This is a genomic window from Gelidibacter salicanalis (genome assembly GCF_016469035.1).
GTDB classification, from domain to species: domain Bacteria; phylum Bacteroidota; class Bacteroidia; order Flavobacteriales; family Flavobacteriaceae; genus Gelidibacter; species Gelidibacter salicanalis_A.
In genome coordinates, this window is the sequence record NZ_JAEHJZ010000004.1 from 63,253 (window position 1) to 82,839 (window position 19,587).

The following is a 19,587-nucleotide window of genomic DNA, read 5'->3' on the forward strand; positions in this document are numbered from 1 at the left end:
AAGATAGTACTTTTATCTCCACGGCATTGTGAAGTTTTAGTAATTCTTAACTGGTTCTACTGCACGAAATCGTTATAGTTAGTAACTTTTATCAAAAGTCCGTAAACTATTCCTTAAATGACTGATTAATTCTATTTTGAAAGGCGAAAAAAGCTCGTTTGGAAGCTTTCTCTTCAGCTTTCTTTTTGGAAGTGGCCCTGCCTTTTGCCACTATTTTCCCATCGATGGAGAGTTTAACGGAAAAATGCTTCATATTGTCATTTCCAGTATCTTCATAAACATTATAGTCGAAGGTTTTCTTTTCCTTTTGACACCATTCAATCAATAAACTTTTATAACTGATCACCTTCCCTTCCAGGGTCTCAATATCAATGTGCTTATCAATGACATTTTTGTAGATGAATTTTTCACATTGTTTATAGCCTTTATCTAAAAATATAGCGCCCACCAATGCTTCAAATAAATTGCCGTGAATGTTACTGCCAAAATTATTCTTTGGAATTTTCGATTCCACAAAGTCAATGAGCTTCAATTCTTTGCCCAATTCATTGAGGTGCTCTCTACTGACAACTTTTGAGCGCATTTTTGTTAAATAGCCCTCATCACCATCAGGCACTTCACTATACAAATAAGAAGCAATAACGGCCCCTAGCATAGCATCACCAACAAATTCAAGACGTTCATAATTGAGTGCTATTCCCTTTTCATCCTTCACATTCATGGAACGATGCGTAAACGCTTTAACGTAAAGTGTTTTATTTTTTGGTTTATACCCTACAATCTTTTGGATTTGCAAAAAAAAATTCCCGTCATTTTTAGAACGGGAATTTAATATGTTACGAATGTAGTTCATTCGGGATTTAGTCTAATTTTTTAAATAATACGCAGGCGTTATGACCGCCAAATCCAAAGGTATTACTCATAGCCACTCTAACATCTCTCTTTTGAGCTTTGTTAAGTGTTAAGTTTAATTGCGGATCAATATTTTCATCAACTACCGTGTGGTTAATTGTTGGAGGCACAATACCGTGTTCCATTGCCAAAATAGCAGCAATAGATTCAATGGCACCGGCAGCACCCAACAAATGCCCCGTCATGGATTTTGTTGAATTGATATTAATTTTCTTGGCATGTTCTCCAAAAACTTCCGTAATAGCTTTTAGCTCAGCAACATCACCTAAAGGTGTGGATGTACCATGTGTGTTGATATGATCAACATCTTCAGGCTTCAATCCAGCATTGTCCAAACAATTTTTCATTACGGCAATAACTCCTATTCCTTCCGGATGTGGTGCAGTCATGTGGTACGCATCTGAAGACAATCCGCCTCCTAGTACTTCCGCATAGATCTTTGCGCCTCTAGCCTTTGCGTGCTCATAATCTTCCAAGATAATGGCCCCAGCACCTTCACCCAAGACAAAACCATCTCTGGTGGCGTCAAACGGTCTCGAAGCTGTTTCTGGACTTTCATTTCTGGTCGATAAGGCATGCATGGCATTAAAGCCACCCATTCCTGCTTTGGTAACCGCCGCTTCACTTCCACCGGTAACAATAACATCACAATACCCCAAACGAATATAATTTAGAGCATCAATCATTGCATTGGCAGAGGATGCACAGGCCGAAACCGTGGTATAGTTAGGACCCATAAATCCATGTTTTATGGAAATGTTTCCTGGAGCTATATCAGCAATCATTTTTGGAATAAAGAAAGGGTTGAAACGCGGAGTTCCATCACCAGCGGCAAAATTTAGAACTTCGTCCTGAAAAGTCTCCAACCCTCCAATACCAGCACCCCAAATAACACCGACACGAAGTTTATCAACAACACTCAAATCAAGTTTCGCATCCAAAATAGCTTCATCAGAAGCCACCATAGCATATTGCGTAAACCTGTCCATCCTGTTGACGAGCTTCCTATCAATAAATTTGGTTGGTTCAAAGTTTTTTAATTCGCATGCGAATTTAGTCTTGAACTTTTCAGCATCAAAATAAGTTATTGGCCCGGCACCGCTTTTGCCACTAATCAAGGCTTCCCAATATTCATCTTTGGTATTCCCGATTGGTGTAAGCGCACCTAAACCCGTAACTACAACTCGCCTTAATTCCATAAAGTCTGTTACTTATTTCGCTGCTTCTATGTAAGAGATAGCTTGACCAACTGTCGCAATGTTTTCTGCTTGGTCATCTGGGATTTGAATATCGAATTCTTTTTCGAACTCCATGATCAATTCTACAGTATCCAAAGAATCTGCTCCTAAATCATTTGTGAAGCTCGCTTCAGTGACAACTTCGTTCTCGTCTACACCTAATTTGTCTACTATAATCGCTTTTACTCTTGATGCAATGTCTGACATAATCTTTAATTTTAAGTTTTATTAATTGGCAAAAATAAAAAACTTTACTTTAAAACCCATTTTTATTTCTACAATGTGTTTGTAATTTAGTAAATATACATTGAAGTATTTCTATTTTAGCTCCCAATTGTTAATATTTATTCTTTTTTTTGTTTCGAATATTGAAGCGAATATCTGTAAATGAAATGAGATTACGGAATTTTGCTGAACATTTTTTAATTTGATAGCGAATAGCATCTGACAATAATATAAATAGAGATCGTAGCAGATGAAACGTATTGTAATTTTTGCGTCCGGAAGTGGTACTAATGCTGAAAATTTAATCAATTTTTTTCATAACAGAAAAACGGGTTCTGTCATTCAGGTATTGACTAACAATCCTCATGCCAAAGTTTTAGACCGTTGTAAGTCCTTAAAAGTTAGCGCACTGTCGTTTAACAGAGTTGCTTTTACCCAAACCCATGACGTCTTGAATATTTTAAAGGCATCACAACCCGATTTAATCGTGTTGGCAGGGTTTCTATGGAAGTTTCCAGAGTTTATACTTCATGAGTTTCCAAATAAGGTCATCAACATTCATCCGGCATTGCTTCCAAAGTTTGGGGGCAAAGGCATGTATGGCGGTTTTGTGCACGAGGCTGTAATTGCCAAGAAAGAAACTGAAACAGGCATCACCATTCATTATGTGAATGAACATTATGACGAAGGTGCTATTATTTTTCAAGAAAAATGTGAGGTCAGTCTAACAGATACTGCAGAAACGGTAGCGGCTAAAATACATGATTTGGAAATGCAACATTTTCCAAAAGTGGTTGAAAAATTGCTTTTATCCGAAAAGCTTTAGTGTAAATTCGTGAAATTCGTGTCAAAAAAAAAGAAAAAATATTATACCGTCTGGAAAGGCCATAAAACTGGAATCTTTGAGAAATGGAACGACTGCAAAGCCCAAATCAAAGATTACCAAGGTGCTCAATATAAATCTTTTGAAACCTTTGAAGCGGCAAAAAAAGCATTGAACGGCAACTATAAAGATTATATTGGTAAGTCCAAAAGTTTCAAGAGCGGACTCTCAGAAACTGAACTGCAAAAAATTGGTCAGCCTAATTTCAATTCTATTTCTGTAGATGCGGCTTCTAGCGGCAATCCTGGCATTATGGAGTACAGAGGTGTGGACACCAAAACCAAAAAACAATTATTTATTCAAGGACCATTCCCTGAAGGCACTAATAATATTGGCGAATTTTTGGCCATCGTACACGGTTTGGCTTTGCTTAAAAAAAATGGGAGCCAACGCATTATTTACACTGACTCTAGAACCGCCATGAGTTGGGTCAGAAAGAAAATCTGTAATACCAAATTACCCCGAAACTCTAAAAACGAAGCGCTTTTTGTGTTGGTAGATAGAGCAGTAAATTGGCTTAAAACTAACACTTACACCACTACTGTGGTTAAATGGGAAACCAAAGCCTGGGGTGAGATTCCTGCGGATTTTGGGAGGAAATAATCAATTCTTTAGGATTATTTTATCAGAAAACTGTGCCCAATTCGTAGCTAAAAAACCTTATATTTGCAGCAAATTTTAAACCTCACTATGAGCAAATTAGTAATTGTAGGTACCGTTGCTTTTGACGCTATTGAAACTCCTTTTGGGAAAACTGATAAAATACTAGGCGGCGCCGCAACCTTTATAGGTTTGGCAGCGTCCCAATTTAACGTTAATGCAGCCGTTGTGTCGGTTGTTGGTGGAGATTTTCCTCAAGAGTATTTAGATTTATTATCAGATAGGGATATAGACATCTCAGGTGTTGAAATCATCAAAGAAGGCAAAACCTTTTTTTGGAGTGGCAAATACCACAATGATATGAACACGCGTGATACCTTGGCAACAGAATTAAATGTTCTTGCTGATTTCAATCCTGCAGTTCCAGAAGCTTTCAAAGATGCCAACGTGGTGATGTTAGGTAATTTGCACCCCTTAGTACAAATGAGTGTTTTGGAGCAAATGAAAAAGAAGCCAAAACTGGTGATTTTGGACACTATGAATTTTTGGATGGATTGCGCTCTTGAAGCGTTAAAAGCTGTCATTAAAAAAGTAGATGTCATTACTATTAACGACGAAGAGGCTCGCCAATTGACGGGCGAGTATTCTCTTGTGGTGGCGGCCCGTAAAATCCAAAAAATGGGTCCACAATACGTCGTGATCAAAAAAGGAGAACATGGCGCACTGTTATTCCACGATGAGAATGTGTTTTTCGCCCCTGCCCTTCCCTTAGAGGAAGTATTTGATCCAACTGGCGCCGGAGATACCTTTGCTGGTGGATTTGCTGGATTTTTGGCAAAAACAGAAGACTATTCTTTTGAAAATATGAAAAATGCGGTCATTTACGGTTCTACTTTAGCGTCTTTTTGTGTGGAGAAATTTGGAACAGAACGCATGCAAACACTTCAAGACAAAGAAATTTACCGACGATTGGATCAATTCAAGCAATTGACCCAATTTGAAATCGTCTTAGAGAACAATTAATCACTAATCAATAACACAAGACAATTTACTATGATGTTTAAATCACAAATTAAAAATTCATATCACATTGTTCTTGCCAAAAACGTTTAAAAACCATGACAGTACATTTATTTGACATGATCTATAAACAACAATTATCTCAAGGATATACAATTGAATTGCAATAAACTGACGCGCTCCAAATGGAGCGCGTTTTTAAATACCCGTTGTTTGTAATACTCTCAACTCTATTACGACAAAATTTACTATTAAAGACATCTAAAATTAAAACAACCCAATGAGTGATGCGTTAAAACATGAGTGCGGAATTGCACTCATCAGACTTTTAAAACCTTTAGATTACTACAAAGAGAAATACGGTAGTGCCTTTTACGGGGTCAATAAAATGTATTTGATGATGGAAAAGCAGCACAATCGCGGGCAGGATGGCGCTGGTTTTGCAAGTATCAAACTCGACACTGCTCCTGGAGAACGGTACATCAGTCGCGTGCGCTCCATTGCACAACAACCTATTCAGGATATTTTTGCGCAAATTAACGAGCGCATCAATAAAGAATTGACAGAACACCCAGAATATGCGGATGATGTCGAATTGCAGAAAAAGAATATCCCATATATTGGAGAACTGCTTTTAGGCCACGTACGTTACGGCACTTACGGAAAAAACAGCGTGGAGAGTGTACATCCATTTTTAAGGCAAAACAATTGGATGCATAGAAATCTAATTCTGGCAGGTAATTTCAACATGACCAATGTTAATGAGTTATTTGAAGGATTGGTAAAAATAGGACAACATCCTAAGGAAAAGGCAGACACAGTGACCATCATGGAAAAAATAGGTCATTTTTTAGATGATGCCGTTGCTAAAAAATATAAGCAACTGAAGAATGAAGGGTATAATAAAAATGAATGTTCGCCATTGATTGCTGACCGTCTCAATGTTGCAAAAATATTGAAACGCTCCGCAAAAGATTGGGATGGCGGGTATGCCATGGCGGGATTGTTAGGCCATGGCGATTCTTTTGTATTACGAGATCCTTCTGGCATAAGACCTGCATACTATTATCAAGATGACGAGATTGTAGTAGTGGCTTCTGAGCGTCCAGTAATTCAAACTGTTTTTAATGTAGAATTTGATGCAGTACAAGAGCTTCCGCCAGGGCATGCAATAATTACCAAGAAATCAGGAGAAACGGCCATTAAAAAAATATTAGAACCGCTAGAACGTAAAGCATGTTCATTTGAACGCATATATTTTTCAAGAGGAAGTGATGCCGAAATTTATCAGGAGCGTAAAAAGTTAGGGAAATTATTGATGCCAAAAGTATTGGAGGCCATTGATTATGATACTAAAAACAGTGTCTTCTCCTATATTCCAAATACCGCAGAAACTTCATTTTTTGGAATGATTGAAACGCTTGAGGACCACCTCAACAAAAAGAAAACAAAAGCCATTCTTGAAGGCAACGGTGGACTCTCTGCAGATAAGGTGACACAAATTTTATCAGAGAGACCTCGGATAGAAAAAATTGCCATTAAAGATGTTAAGCTTAGAACTTTTATTACGGAAGACAGCAGTCGGGATGATTTAGTAGCACATGTGTATGACGTGACCTACGGCGTCATTAAACCTACAGACAATTTGGTGATTATTGATGATAGTATTGTACGCGGTACCACACTTAAAAAGAGTATTATTAAGATGATGGACAGACTACACCCTAAAAAAATAGTGGTGGTCTCCTCTGCTCCACAAATTCGTTATCCGGATTGCTATGGTATTGACATGGCAAGACTGGAAGATCTTATTGCTTTCAGAGCCATGCTTGAGCTACTAAAAGAAAACAACAAATATCATCTTATAAAAGAAGTGTATACTAAATGTATTGCACAGGTGCATTTGGAAGATAAAGAGGTTCGGAATTTTGTTAAAGAACTCTACAGTCAATTTACTGCGGAACAAATTTCAGATAAAATTGCAGTGCTTATTTGCGATACATCTGTTAAAACTGAGGTGAAGGCCATTTTTCAAACCATCGAAAATTTACATCTGGCTTGTCCAAAAAATCTTGGAGATTGGTATTTCACAGGAAACTATCCAACACCGGGAGGAAATCGTGTAGTCAATAAAGCATTTATCAATTTCTATGAAGGAAATAATGCCCGTGCCTACTAGTTTGAAAACGAGATGATTATGCGGATTGCCCGAAATATATTCTTTTAATCGGATAATTCCGCAGTTAATCTAAAAAATATTAGAGTTATTAAAATTCAATATACATTAGCAATACCATAACATAAGTAGGTTAAGTTCATGGTAGATTTGGGGCAAAAAAAGGTAAACTTAGGTTTACCTTTTTTTATGCTCCTACTTTTTAAATTTAGTTTGATGAAGTTCCACATAATATTTTCAAAAAATACTGATAAATATCATAGTATAATTAATAATATAATTGTAACCTAAAACTTCATTCAGCCTAATTTATTCGCCGTTGATCTAATATATGTAAGAATTCTCTTTTAGTCTACCTATATTTGTTTCACCATAACATAAGTAGGTTAAGTTTATGGTAGATTTGGGGCAAAAAAGGTGGACACTCGTCCACCTTTTTTCATGAATACCTGCGAACGCAGGTATCTCTAATTTAGAACCCCAATTACATTCCATCTAAACCAAAAAAAAAAGCAAACCCCTTTGAGTTTGCTCTTCTATAAGATATAATTGAAACTTATTTCGCTTCTGCGTAACGTCTTTCAACTTCGTTCCAGTTAATCACATTAAAAAATGCATTAATATAATCTGGTCTTTTGTTTTGATATTTTAAATAATAAGCATGTTCCCAAACATCCAATCCTAAAATTGGCGTTCCTCCACACCCAGCACCAGGCATTAATGGATTATCTTGATTAGGTGTGGAGCATATTTCAACTTTTCCACCTTTATGTACGCACAACCAAGCCCAACCAGAACCAAACTGGGTTGCAGCTGCTTTACTGAATTCATCCTTAAACGCATCAACGGATTTAAACTCAGACTCAATTGCAGCTTTTAGGTCTCCAGACAACTGTCCTTTACCTTCTGGATTCATCACTTCCCAAAAAAGAGAGTGGTTATAGAAGCCACCACCATTATTTCTAACGGCTTTATTATCCATATCTAAGTTGATCAAAATATTTTCGATAGTTTTTCCAGCCATATCAGTTCCTTCAATAGCGCTGTTCAGTTTATCTGTATAACCTTGATGATGTTTAGTATGATGTATTTCCATTGTTTTTGCATCAATATGAGGCTCTAAAGCATCATAAGCATATTTTAATTTCGGTAATTCGAAAGCCATAATGTATATGTTTTTAAGTGTTAATATTTATTCTACCCAAATTTACACATAATACTGTGCATTTAAAAATATTAACCGCTTCGTATCTAAGAGTTAAGAAAAGTTTAACGTTGGCAACCAGTAAGGTATAGTTAGTCCATACCCATGGAATTCTTTAAAATTATCCAAATAAATCAGCTTTAGTTTTTATCTTGTCTCAAAATCCAAAACATGGACATCCAACATCCGTTTTCAATATATAATGCTTCGGCAGGAAGTGGCAAAACCTTTACACTTGTAAAAGTGTATTTAAAAATCTTATTGACCTCCAGTCAAAAGAATGCGTTTAAAAACATATTGGCCCTAACTTTTACCAACAAAGCGGTTGCTGAGATGAAGGCTCGTGTGGTAGACATGCTTATTGCTTTTGCAAATCCATCCATTTTGGAGAAGCCTACGCCAATGTTCACTATACTTTCTGAAGAACTCCAAATGGATTCCAAAGAACTGCATGAAAAGGCCAAGATTATTTTAAATACTATTGCCCATAACTATGCGGCCTTCGACATTTCTACCATTGATAAGTTTAACCATAGACTGATCAGGACATTTGCGCATGACTTAAAATTGCCGCTAAATTTTGAAGTAGAGTTAGACACCAAAACAATTCTCGCCAAAGCGGTAGATCAACTTATTGACAAAGCGGGAACGGAAAAGGAACTCACCAAAATATTAGTCGATTTTGCGATTGAAAAGGCTGACGATGATAAAAGCTGGGATGTGGCTTTTGATTTTAATCAGATTGCACAATTACTGATTAATGAAAATGACCTCCCGTATATTGAATTGTTAAAAGATAAAACGCTAGATGATTTTAAAAATCTTAAAACACAACTTATTGCGCAAATTGGTCAATTAGAAACTGCTATTGCCCAAACTGCACAAGAAACCTTATCGCTTTTTGAAACCAATGGGTTGCAGTTTACTGATTTCTCGAGCAGCTATCTACCCAAACATTTTTTAAAATTATCTGAAAGCAATTTTGAGGTCAGTTTTGGCTTAAAGTGGCAACAGGATCTAAGCGACGGAAATCCATTGTATCCCAAAAAACGATTGGATGCCTATAAAATGACTGCCATTGACAATCTTCAACCGAGCATCAATACAGCGTTTGAAGAAACCAAGCAAGCCATTGTCCAATTTAAATTTCTGAGGAATGTTCTCAAAAACATCACTCCCTTATCCGTTTTGAATGCTATTTATAATAGTCTTCAAGATATTAAGGCCGATGAAGATCTGGTACTCATTTCAGAATTCAACAGCTTAATCAGCAATGAAATAAAGTCGCAACCAGCGCCCTTTATTTATGAGCGGATGGGTGAAAAATTCAAGCATTACTTTATTGATGAGTTTCAGGACACCTCCGTAAAACAGTGGGAAAATTTAATTCCTTTAATAGACAATGCCATCTCTGGTCAAAACTTAAAAGGCGAAACCGGCTCCGCAATGTTGGTAGGAGACGCCAAACAGGCCATTTATAGATGGCGCGGCGGAAAGGCAGAACAATTTATAGATTTATATACAGCCAAGCAGCAGCCGTTTCAAACACCACAGAACGTTGAAAATCTACCCGCCAATTATAGGAGTTTAGAAACCATTGTAAATTTCAACAATAGTTTATTTAAGCATTTGTCTTCCTTCGTGGTTACGAACCCTTCCCATCGCCAAATTTATGAAGCCAGCCATCAGCAGCCGTTTTTAAAGGGAGAAGGCTATATAGAATTGTCCTTATTAGAGTTTGAACCTGAAGAAAAGGATAAAACCTACGGATTCAACGTTCTGCAAGCGATCAAAAAAGCGCAGGACAACAAATTTGAATTGCGCGACATTTGCATCATTACAAGAAAAGCTAAAGAAGGCATTGCGCTTGCTGAATATTTGAGTATTGAAGGTGTGCCTATCATTTCTTCGGAATCGTTACTGCTCAAAAATTCGCCTGAAGTACAATTTTTAACCAGCATCATCGCCTTGGCTTCACAGCCTTATAATGACATGTTGAAAATTGAAACGCTGAGTTATTTGGCAGACCACCAACTTCATCTGAATGATAAACATTTGTTTTTTAACGGTCTGGTGCATTTGGAGGCTTCTGACATGTTTGAAAGACTCCAAGAGTACGACTTGTATTTCAATTTCAATCAATTTTTACAATTGCCCTTTTATGAGGCAGTAGAGAGTTTAGTGAGGCAGTTTCACCTCAATAAGACATCCAATGCATACATTCAATTTTTTCTGGATGAAGTGTTAGATTTTTCACAGAAATACAATGCGGGATTTTCAAGTTTCACTTCCCATTGGGACATTAAAAAAGAGAAACTTTCCATAACCTCTCCACAAGGCAATAATGCGGTGCAGATTATGACCATTCACAAATCAAAAGGTTTGGAATTTCCGATTGTTATTTTCCCCTATGCTAACCAAGACATTTATTTTGATAGGTCTCCAAAAGTGTGGTTCCCCGTAGCACCAGAAGCTTTTAACGGATTTTCTAACGTTTTTATTAACCTCAATAAAGAGTTGCAGGAGCTGGGCCCCTTAGGTGAAAACATGTACACTGAATATAGGACGCAATTAGAATTGGACAGTATGAACCTGTTATATGTAGTGCTCACTCGCGCCGTAGAGCAACTTTACGTTATCTCAGAATATGATGTTGATAAAGCACAAAACGAAAAGCTTGGGTGGTATTCAGGATTGTTCATCAGTTACCTTAAATCTTTAGGCGTTTGGGATAGTTCCAAAAAGAGTTATACGTTTGGCTCTCCCACGCGCATCTTGTCTCCCAAAAAAATAGAAACTTCAACAACTCAAGAGCATTTTATTTCTGTCGCCAAAGAAGATCATGATTTAAAGATTGTCACCAATGCCGGATACTTATGGGATACGCAACAAGAAGCGGCTATAGAAAAAGGAAATCTGGTCCATTTGATCATGTCAAAAATAGAGTCAGACACAGATATCGATGTGGTTTTTGAAGCGTTTCAAAATAAAGGCGATTTAACCGCTCAACAATGTGTGGAACTAAGACCTATAATACTCAGCATTGTTCACCATGACAAATTAAAAGCGTATTTTAAGTCAGGATTGCAGGTTTATAATGAAAAAGACATTTTAGCCTCCGGAGGTCTTATTTTAAGGCCAGACCGGATTGTAGTCAACAACGCGCGTCAAGCGGTTATCATTGATTACAAAACGGGCACTGCCCATATAAACCATCATAATCAACTTAACGAATACCAAACTATTCTCGAAGAAATGGGTTTTAGTGTGGCAAAAAAAATACTTGTTTACATAAATGAGGACATTCAAATAAAAGAATTTTAACTTTGCATAAAATCAAATACATCATGTACGGCAACAAACTACAACAACACTTACAAAAAGAACTTAAAGACATTAAAGAAGCTGGACTTTATAAAGAAGAGCGCATTATCACCTCTCCTCAGGGTGCAGAAATCACACTGAACACTGGTGAGACAGTCTTAAATTTTTGTGCCAATAATTATTTAGGTCTTTCCTCACACCCAGAAGTCGTGAAGGCTGCCAAGGACACTTTGGACTCACACGGTTTTGGAATGTCGTCAGTACGCTTTATTTGCGGTACACAAGACATCCATAAAACATTAGAACAAAAAATTGCCGAATTTTACGGTACTGAAGATACCATCTTGTATGCTGCGGCCTTTGATGCCAATGGTGGTGTGTTTGAACCTTTATTGGATGCCAATGACGCTATTATATCAGATTCTTTAAACCATGCGTCCATTATTGATGGGGTGCGTTTGTGCAAAGCAGCTCGATATCGTTATGAAAATAGCAATATGGAAGATCTTGAACAACAACTTATCGCTGCCAATGAAAAGGGCGCCCGATTTAAGATTATTGTAACAGACGGCGTATTTTCTATGGACGGTATCGTAGCACCATTGGATAAAATTTGTGATTTAGCTGATAAATATGATGCGATGGTCATGATTGACGAATGTCATGCTACTGGATTTATTGGCGAAACAGGTCGTGGCACCTTAGAAGAGAAGGGAGTGATGGATCGTATTGACATTATTACAGGCACCTTAGGTAAGGCTATGGGAGGCGCCATGGGTGGTTATACTACAGGTAAAAAAGAAATTATAGCCTTATTGCGTCAACGCTCAAGACCATATTTGTTCTCTAACTCTCTTGCGCCTGCTATTGTTGGTGCTTCTATTAAGGTATTTGAGATGCTGGCCAACGATACCACGCTAAGAGATCAACTGGCAGAAAACACTGCCTATTTTAAAGAAGGCATGCAAAAAGCAGGATTTGACATTATCAATGGAGATTCAGCAATTGTACCGGTCATGTTGTATGACGCAAAATTATCTCAAACCATGGCAAACATGCTTCTGCAAGAAGGAATTTATGTAATAGGATTCTTTTTTCCCGTGGTTCCAAAAGACAAAGCCAGAATTAGAGTTCAGCTTTCAGCCGCTCATACAAAAGCGCATTTAGATAAGGCCATTGCAGCTTTTATTAAGGTTGGCAAAAGCTTGGAGATTATTTAAATTCAGTCCAAACACTGATATTTTAAGAAAATTACTATAATATTTTATATATTTGTCTTTGTTAATAAAATTTTACAACTTACTTTTGTCCATTAATTAACACTTAAAATTAAATTATTAGAATATGAAAAATCTTAGCAGATTATTTTTCGCTATGTTGCTTGTATTGAGCTTTAGCAACGCCAACGCGCAAGACGAAAACAACCCTTGGGCAATTGGGGTTGGTGTGAACGCAGTTGACTTTTATCCAACAGGCGAAGACGGCCAAGGTGAAATCTTTGATGAATACTTCAATTTTGGAGATCACTACAACGTCTTGCCTTCTTTATCTTCTATCTCTGTTTCTAGATACCTATCTGACGGATTTACATTAACCGCAGCAGGTACTATCAACGAAATCAGTAAAATTGGAGATAGTTCAGCTGATGATTTATCTTACTATGGATTAGATGGTACAGTTAGATACAGTTTTGCAAGTCTTGTAAACTCTCCTGTTTTTGAGCCTTATTTAGGCGTAGGTGGTGGTTACACATGGGTTGACGACATTGGTGCAGGTACTTTAAACGGAACTTTAGGTTTTAACTTATGGTTTTCTGAAAATATCGGTATGACTGTACAGTCTGCTTACAAGCATTCATTTGAAGACTATTTAGCTACACATTTCCAACATACTGTTGGTTTAGCTCTTAAATTCGGTGGAAAAGATACTGATGGAGACGGTGTATATGACAAAGATGACGCTTGTCCGGATGTTCCTGGTTTAGCAGCTTTTAATGGTTGTCCAGATTCTGACAACGATGGTATTGAAGATTCTAAAGATGATTGTCCTAACGAAGCTGGTTTAGCTGAGTTTAACGGTTGTCCTGATACTGACGGTGATGGTGTTCCAGATAACAAAGACGAATGTCCTACAGTTGCTGGCTTGAAAGCATTAAACGGTTGTCCTGATGCTGATGGCGATGGTGTAGCTGATAAAGATGACGAATGTCCTAATGAAGCTGGTCCTGCTGCAAACAAAGGATGTCCTTGGAAAGATACAGACGGCGACGGTGTATTAGACAAAGATGACAAATGTCCTAACGAAGCTGGCACAGTAGCAAACAATGGTTGTCCTGAAGTTAAGCCAACTGTTGAAGAAATGAAAACTCTTAACGAGTACGCTAGAACAATCTTATTTGATACAGGTAAATCTACCTTCAAAAAAGAATCTATCCAAACGTTAGAGTCTATGCATGCTATCTTCCACAAATATCCAGAAGCAACTTTCGTTCTAGAAGGATATACTGATAGTGTTGGATCAGAAAGATCTAACCAATTATTGTCAGAAAGAAGAGCTACTGCAGTAAAAGATTGGTTAATTGCAAATGGAATTGAAACAGAGCGTTTAACAGCGAAAGGTTTTGGTGAAGAGAATCCAATTGATTCTAACAAAACTGCTGCTGGTAGAACTAACAACAGACGTGTAGAAGTAAAACTTACAAACTAAGTTTTAACACCTAATAATATTTAGAAAAAACGCTCCGATATTCGGGGCGTTTTTTATATTTATAACATGACAAGTTTTCTAAAAGAAGTAATAGACCACATACAAAAAGAAGAGACGGATATAGCAAATCTGACCTTTATCTTGCCCAGTAAAAGGGCGGGCACATTCTTAAAGAACATTCTTTCCCAAAGCATCTCGAAAACTATTTTTGCGCCAGAAATTTTATCAATTGAAGAATTCGTTGAAGAATTGTCTGAACTTAATTACGCCACCAACACCGAGCTCCTTTTTGAGTTCTACAAGATTTACAAAGAACTCACACCAGAACCTCAACAAGAAACCTTTGATCAGTTTTCTAAATGGGGCCAACTCCTACTTCAAGATTTTAATGAAATCGATCGGTTCCTTATAGAACCAGACTATATTTTTGAATACCTAAAATCGATTAAAGAACTAAATCATTGGTCGTTATCAGAGCCGCAGACGCCGTATATTGAGAACTATCTATCTTTTTGGAACCGTCTTAAAGTTTACTACACTAAATTTAAAGCCGAGTTAATCTTAAACAAAAAAGGATATCAAGGCTTAGTCTATAGAGAAGCAGTAAACGGCATTGAACCTTACATAGCTTCCAACCCAAACAAACAACATGTTTTTATTGGCTTTAACGCCCTAAATAAAGCTGAAGAACGCATTATCCAAGAATTGCTGCAACACAAATTAGCCAGCATTTATTGGGATATTGACCAGGCATTTATAAACAACCCGATCCATGATGCCGGCTTATTTATAAGACAACATCTTAAAAATTGGCCCTATTTTAAACATCATAACATTCAATGGATAGGTAACAATTACAGTGTAGCAAAGGACATTCATACCATTGCTGTTCCAAAAAACATTGGCCAAGTTAAATATATTGGAGCGTTGTTAGATAGTTTACCACTGGCCGATTTAAAAAAGACCGCAGTTGTGTTAGGAGATGAAACGCTTTTAATGCCACTACTCAATTCTATACCTGAAAAAGTAGAGGCCATTAATATTACCATGGGCCTTCCTTTGAAATCCGTGCCTCTGGCTTCCTTATTTGATGCCCTTTTTAAGGTTCAAAAAAATCATACCAATGAACTTTATTATAAGGATGTGGTTGCCATTTTATCGCACGCCTCTATACAATCTGTATTAACGCACAACAACATCAATTACAGCAGTCAGATTATCAATTACATCCAGAGCAACAATATTGTAACCATAACCGTTGAGAAACTAATTGGGTTGGCAGAGTCAAAGCAAGATGTTATGAGGCTCTTATTTCAATCTTGGCATAATGACCCAGAAAAAGCACTTAAAAACTGCTCTCAACTCATCTTAACCCTAAAAGCGCATCTCGATGTAGATAAATCAAAACATCTATTGGCCTTGGAATACCTGTATCGATTCAACCAGATTTTCAATGAACTCCAACGTTACAATACCAAGTACGCACTCATTAGCAACAGTACCACCCTCTACTATCTCTACAGAGAACTTTTAAGCAGTGAAACCTTAGATTTTCAAGGAGAACCTTTACAAGGTCTTCAAATTATGGGAATGTTGGAATCTCGTGTGCTCGATTTTGAAACGGTGATTATCTCTTCCGTTAACGAAGGCATCCTTCCGGCTGGAAAAAGTACAAATTCGTTTATTCCTTTTGATGTTAAACTTGAGAATGGCTTACCCACCTATAAAGAAAAAGATGCGGTGTATACCTATCATTTTTACCGACTCTTACAACGTGCCAAAAACGTGTATATCATTTATAATACAGAACCTGATGTGTTAAACGGTGGTGAGAAAAGTCGTTTTATCACGCAGCTTCAAATAGAAAATATCCACGCCATCAAACATAGTATCGTGGTTCCTAAAGTGGAGGTGGCCCAAAAATCGCCCATAATTATTACAAAAACCGAATCCGTTTCCCAACAATTACAGCAAGTTGCGACCAACGGATTTTCGCCATCCTCTCTCACCAATTATATCAGAAATCCTATCGACTTTTACTATCAAAAGGTGCTGAAGATTCAGAGCTTTGAAGATGTAGAAGAAACAGTTGCAGCCAACACCTTAGGAAGTGTAATTCATCAAACTTTGGAGGACTTTTATACCCCTTATAAAGGTCAATTCTTGACAGAAGCCCATTTAAAGCAAATGAAAACCTTGATTAATGAAAGCGTCACACATCATTTTAAGTCGTTGTATAAGGAAGGCGACATGACCAAAGGGAAGAATCTGATCATTCTTGAAGTTGCAAAACGCTATGTGTCCAATTTTATCAGTAAGGAAATGGAAACCTTAAAAGCGGGACATCAAATTAAGATTATCGATCTAGAAAAAAAACTGAACATTGAACTCAACATTCCTGAACTGGCATTTCCTGTTCATTTAAGAGGCTCTGTAGATCGAATTGACGAGTTTGATGGTACGCTGAGGATTATTGATTATAAGACAGGAAAAGTCAGCCAAGGGCAAGTAGAAATAGTCGAATGGGAAGACATGACTTCAGATTATACGAAATACAGTAAAAGTTTTCAAATCTTGGCTTATGCCTATATGCTCAATGAAACTGAAAGATTTGCCCAACCTATTGAAGCAGGGATTATTTCTTTCAAGAACCTTCAGGGCGACTATTTTTTAAAATTTGGAAAAAAACCATCGGCGAGAAGCAGGGACAAAGAACACAACATCTCACCAGAAACATTAGAGGCGTTTTATATAGAACTTAAAAAATTGATTTTGGAGATTTGTAATTCTGACCTGGATTTTATTGAAAAAGATGTTGAACATTAGGCCGTTTTGGATGTTAAACTTCGTAGCTGGTAAATTTTTTTCATAAGCACTTCCTTATCAACAGGTTTGGTCATATAATCATTCATCCCAATTTCTAACACTTTTTGACGTGTTTCTTGCATCGCGTCTGCAGTAACTGCAATTATGGGGATGTCTTCAATTTCGGATCCCAAGATCCCGCTGCGTATAATTTGTGTCGCTTCATAACCATCCATAATAGGCATCTGCAAATCCATTAAAATAAGATCATAAGCATCTTTTTCAAGAGCTTCCACAGCCTTCTGTCCATTGTCTACAACAACAAAACTGATGTTTTGCGAACACCCTAACAACTTTTTCATCACCATTTGATTGAGCACATTATCTTCTACAACCAAGATATGCATTTCTGGGAATAAGCTTATTGTTAAGACTGATTCGTCCGCATATTCCCTATGTCTAGCAACCACTTCAATAGGCAAGTCGATAAAAACACTAGTGCCTTCTCCTTCCTTGCTTTCAAATTTAATTGTTCCTTTAAAAAGGCCCACTAGCTGCCTTACAATCGTAAGCCCAAGGCCAATGCCCCCAATTTGGCGTTTATGATCTAAACGCATTTGACTAAAACTGTCATACATATACCTTTTCATGTCATCTTTGATTCCAATACCAGTGTCCGCAATATGAAAAGAAAAGCGCGAGTGATTTTTGGACTGAAAGGTACATTTTAGAGTGAACTTTACCTGCCCTATAGTTGTGAATTTTACAGCGTTGCACAATACATTATTGATAATTTGCACAAACCGTACAGCATCACCTTTAACAATTGCTGGAATCTCAGGATCAATCTCAAAGTGGTACTTTAACCCTTTTCTCTCTGCCTCCAGTTTCCAATTACGGCTAATCTGATTAAGCGCAATTGAAGGATCAAAATCTTCCATGGTTAACTCCAGTGCATTAGTCTCAATTTTTTCAAAATCTAATATGTCATTGATGTTGCTCAATAAGCTCAACGATGCGTTTTTGATAATCTCATAATTCTTTTTATGCTCTTGGTCAGAACGGCTACTTAATTGCATTTCTGCAATACCCATAATGGCATTAATAGGTGTTCGTAATTCATGGCTCATATTTGACATGAAATACGTTTTTAGTTGGCTTATTTCTTCTGAATTTGTCAAAGCTTCTTCTTGGGAAGTCTCTTTTTCTTCTCTCAACCTTTTGATAAGATTCGTCATGGATAACGATAAAAATATAACTTCCAAACCACTTCCAAACTTAGCACTGTTAAGCGTATAAAAATTATTCGGCAACAAACTCAAATTATTCATGACAAATCCTAAAAGCCCTACTACTAAAAAGAATATTCCAATAGAAAAAAATGAATCAACTGCCATACCTTTGTAGCGCATCACAAAAACCGTTGTCAGAATTAAAGACAAGCTTATCAATCCGTTTATATTACTCAACGGATACACAAAAGCCATCATTTTTGGGCTTATAAGTACCATTAGAAGTAAAATCCCTATCACTACATAGAAAAATTTGTACCATTTATAGGAAGAATTGAGCTGTGTTTGGACACTTAAAAAATGCTCGCAATATTTTAGGAGAAAAAAATTGGTGGCCAATGCCGTAAACAACACAGCTTTATCATTAAAAAAGCCACCATTTGGGAATATATACTGAAAAATAAAGCCGTCCAATGTGCTTTGCAATAAGCCGATTGAAAACACATAAATGCCATAGTACAAAAAAGATTTAGCTTTTAAACTTATATAAAAAAATAAGTAGATGATTCCCGCTAAAAAAAGCATACCATAAAACAGTCCAAGAAATAACTGTTGCTTATAGTTCATGATCCAGAATGCTGTTTCTGAATACAGAGCCAATGGTAAATTAATTGTTTCACCATCACTCTTTAAATGAATATAGAATTGCTGTACTGTTTGAGGGGATAACATAATTTTAAAAACCGTGGAACGATGTGGTATTTGGCGGTCTTCAAACTTAATTTGATCACCACTTTGAAAATGGATGATACCAGAGTCTAAAGTTTGATACAAATCAGCTTTGTCAGTGACAGGACGTGCCGTTTCCAAATAATAAACAATTGGGACATCAGTGATGTTCTGCATTTTAAAACGCATCCAATAATGGTCAGATGTAAACCCAACACTGTGATTTTCAGATTTCAGACTGTTGAATCCTGTAAATGTGTCCTGTTGTTGAAGAAACTCAGCTAGGCTGTAATCATTTTCTCCAACGTTGATAAAATCAGCGTATTCATAAAGTTCTCCCTTGCTGGTTGAAGAATTATAAATAAGATTTTGAGCTGACAAGCCAGCACATATAAAATAGGCACAAAGTAGGAGTAGTTTTTGTTTCATGGTTGGGGCCTTTAAACACTTTAAACTTACGAAAAAACAATAGATATGGTTTAAATGTAAGATTAAATAGCGTTAGAACAACATAAAAACAAAAAAGCAACGCT

The 19,587-nt window shown here is 37.0% G+C and carries 13 protein-coding genes; 8 read left to right on the forward strand and 5 right to left on the reverse strand.

The features are described from left to right. Positions 1–106: 106 nt before the first annotated feature. The 3 genes from rnc to JEM65_RS02325 are packed head-to-tail and all read right to left on the reverse strand — an operon-like array spanning position 107 to position 2,357. Entirely contained in the window at positions 107–853 is a 747-nt protein-coding gene (gene rnc, locus JEM65_RS02315) for a ribonuclease III (RefSeq protein WP_199596940.1), read from the reverse strand. Between the two features lie 7 nt (positions 854–860). Next, positions 861–2,111: a beta-ketoacyl-ACP synthase II gene (fabF, locus tag JEM65_RS02320; RefSeq protein WP_199596941.1), complete on the reverse strand. Its 1,251-nt coding sequence runs from the start codon at positions 2,109–2,111 to the stop codon at positions 861–863. A gap of 12 nt (positions 2,112–2,123) precedes the next feature. Beyond that, the gene (locus JEM65_RS02325; protein WP_007647141.1) at positions 2,124–2,357 is read right to left on the reverse strand and encodes an acyl carrier protein; all 234 of its coding nucleotides are present in this window, start codon (positions 2,355–2,357) and stop codon (positions 2,124–2,126) included. A gap of 268 nt (positions 2,358–2,625) precedes the next feature. On the opposite strand from JEM65_RS02325, the gene purN reads away from it, so the two are divergent. From purN to JEM65_RS02345, 4 genes are all read left to right on the forward strand, one after another. Continuing rightward, on the forward strand, positions 2,626–3,201 hold the full coding sequence (gene purN / locus JEM65_RS02330; RefSeq protein WP_199596942.1) for a phosphoribosylglycinamide formyltransferase: 576 nt from the start codon (positions 2,626–2,628) through the stop codon (positions 3,199–3,201). An 18-nt stretch (positions 3,202–3,219) separates the two neighbouring features. After that, positions 3,220–3,861: a ribonuclease H1 domain-containing protein gene (locus JEM65_RS02335; protein WP_199596943.1), complete on the forward strand. Its 642-nt coding sequence runs from the start codon at positions 3,220–3,222 to the stop codon at positions 3,859–3,861. Between the two features lie 87 nt (positions 3,862–3,948). Then, positions 3,949–4,881 (forward strand): PfkB family carbohydrate kinase, encoded by a 933-nt coding sequence (locus JEM65_RS02340; RefSeq protein ID WP_199596944.1) that lies wholly within the window; start codon positions 3,949–3,951, stop codon positions 4,879–4,881. Between the two features lie 277 nt (positions 4,882–5,158). Next, positions 5,159–7,057, forward strand: a complete 1,899-nt coding sequence (locus tag JEM65_RS02345; RefSeq protein ID WP_199596945.1) for an amidophosphoribosyltransferase — start codon at positions 5,159–5,161, stop codon at positions 7,055–7,057. A gap of 553 nt (positions 7,058–7,610) precedes the next feature. Here JEM65_RS02345 and JEM65_RS02350 read toward each other — a convergent pair. Further along, positions 7,611–8,219, reverse strand: coding sequence for a superoxide dismutase (locus JEM65_RS02350; RefSeq protein WP_199596946.1), 609 nt, complete (start codon positions 8,217–8,219; stop codon positions 7,611–7,613). A gap of 210 nt (positions 8,220–8,429) precedes the next feature. On the opposite strand from JEM65_RS02350, the gene JEM65_RS02355 reads away from it, so the two are divergent. The 4 genes from JEM65_RS02355 (at position 8,430) to JEM65_RS02370 (ending at position 17,114) form a co-directional block, all read left to right on the forward strand. Beyond that, positions 8,430–11,582, forward strand: coding sequence for a UvrD-helicase domain-containing protein (locus JEM65_RS02355; RefSeq protein ID WP_199596947.1), 3,153 nt, complete (start codon positions 8,430–8,432; stop codon positions 11,580–11,582). 23 nt (positions 11,583–11,605) lie between these two features. Beyond that, the gene (kbl, locus tag JEM65_RS02360; RefSeq protein ID WP_199596948.1) at positions 11,606–12,802 is read left to right on the forward strand and encodes a glycine C-acetyltransferase; all 1,197 of its coding nucleotides are present in this window, start codon (positions 11,606–11,608) and stop codon (positions 12,800–12,802) included. A gap of 124 nt (positions 12,803–12,926) precedes the next feature. Beyond that, positions 12,927–14,288: an OmpA family protein gene (locus JEM65_RS02365; protein WP_199596949.1), complete on the forward strand. Its 1,362-nt coding sequence runs from the start codon at positions 12,927–12,929 to the stop codon at positions 14,286–14,288. A gap of 66 nt (positions 14,289–14,354) precedes the next feature. After that, positions 14,355–17,114: a PD-(D/E)XK nuclease family protein gene (locus JEM65_RS02370; protein WP_199596950.1), complete on the forward strand. Its 2,760-nt coding sequence runs from the start codon at positions 14,355–14,357 to the stop codon at positions 17,112–17,114. Here the strand turns inward: JEM65_RS02370 and JEM65_RS02375 are convergent. Then, entirely contained in the window at positions 17,111–19,483 is a 2,373-nt protein-coding gene (locus tag JEM65_RS02375; protein ID WP_199596951.1) for a hybrid sensor histidine kinase/response regulator, read from the reverse strand. The genes JEM65_RS02370 and JEM65_RS02375 overlap by 4 nt on opposite strands. Positions 19,484–19,587: the final 104 nt, after the last annotated feature.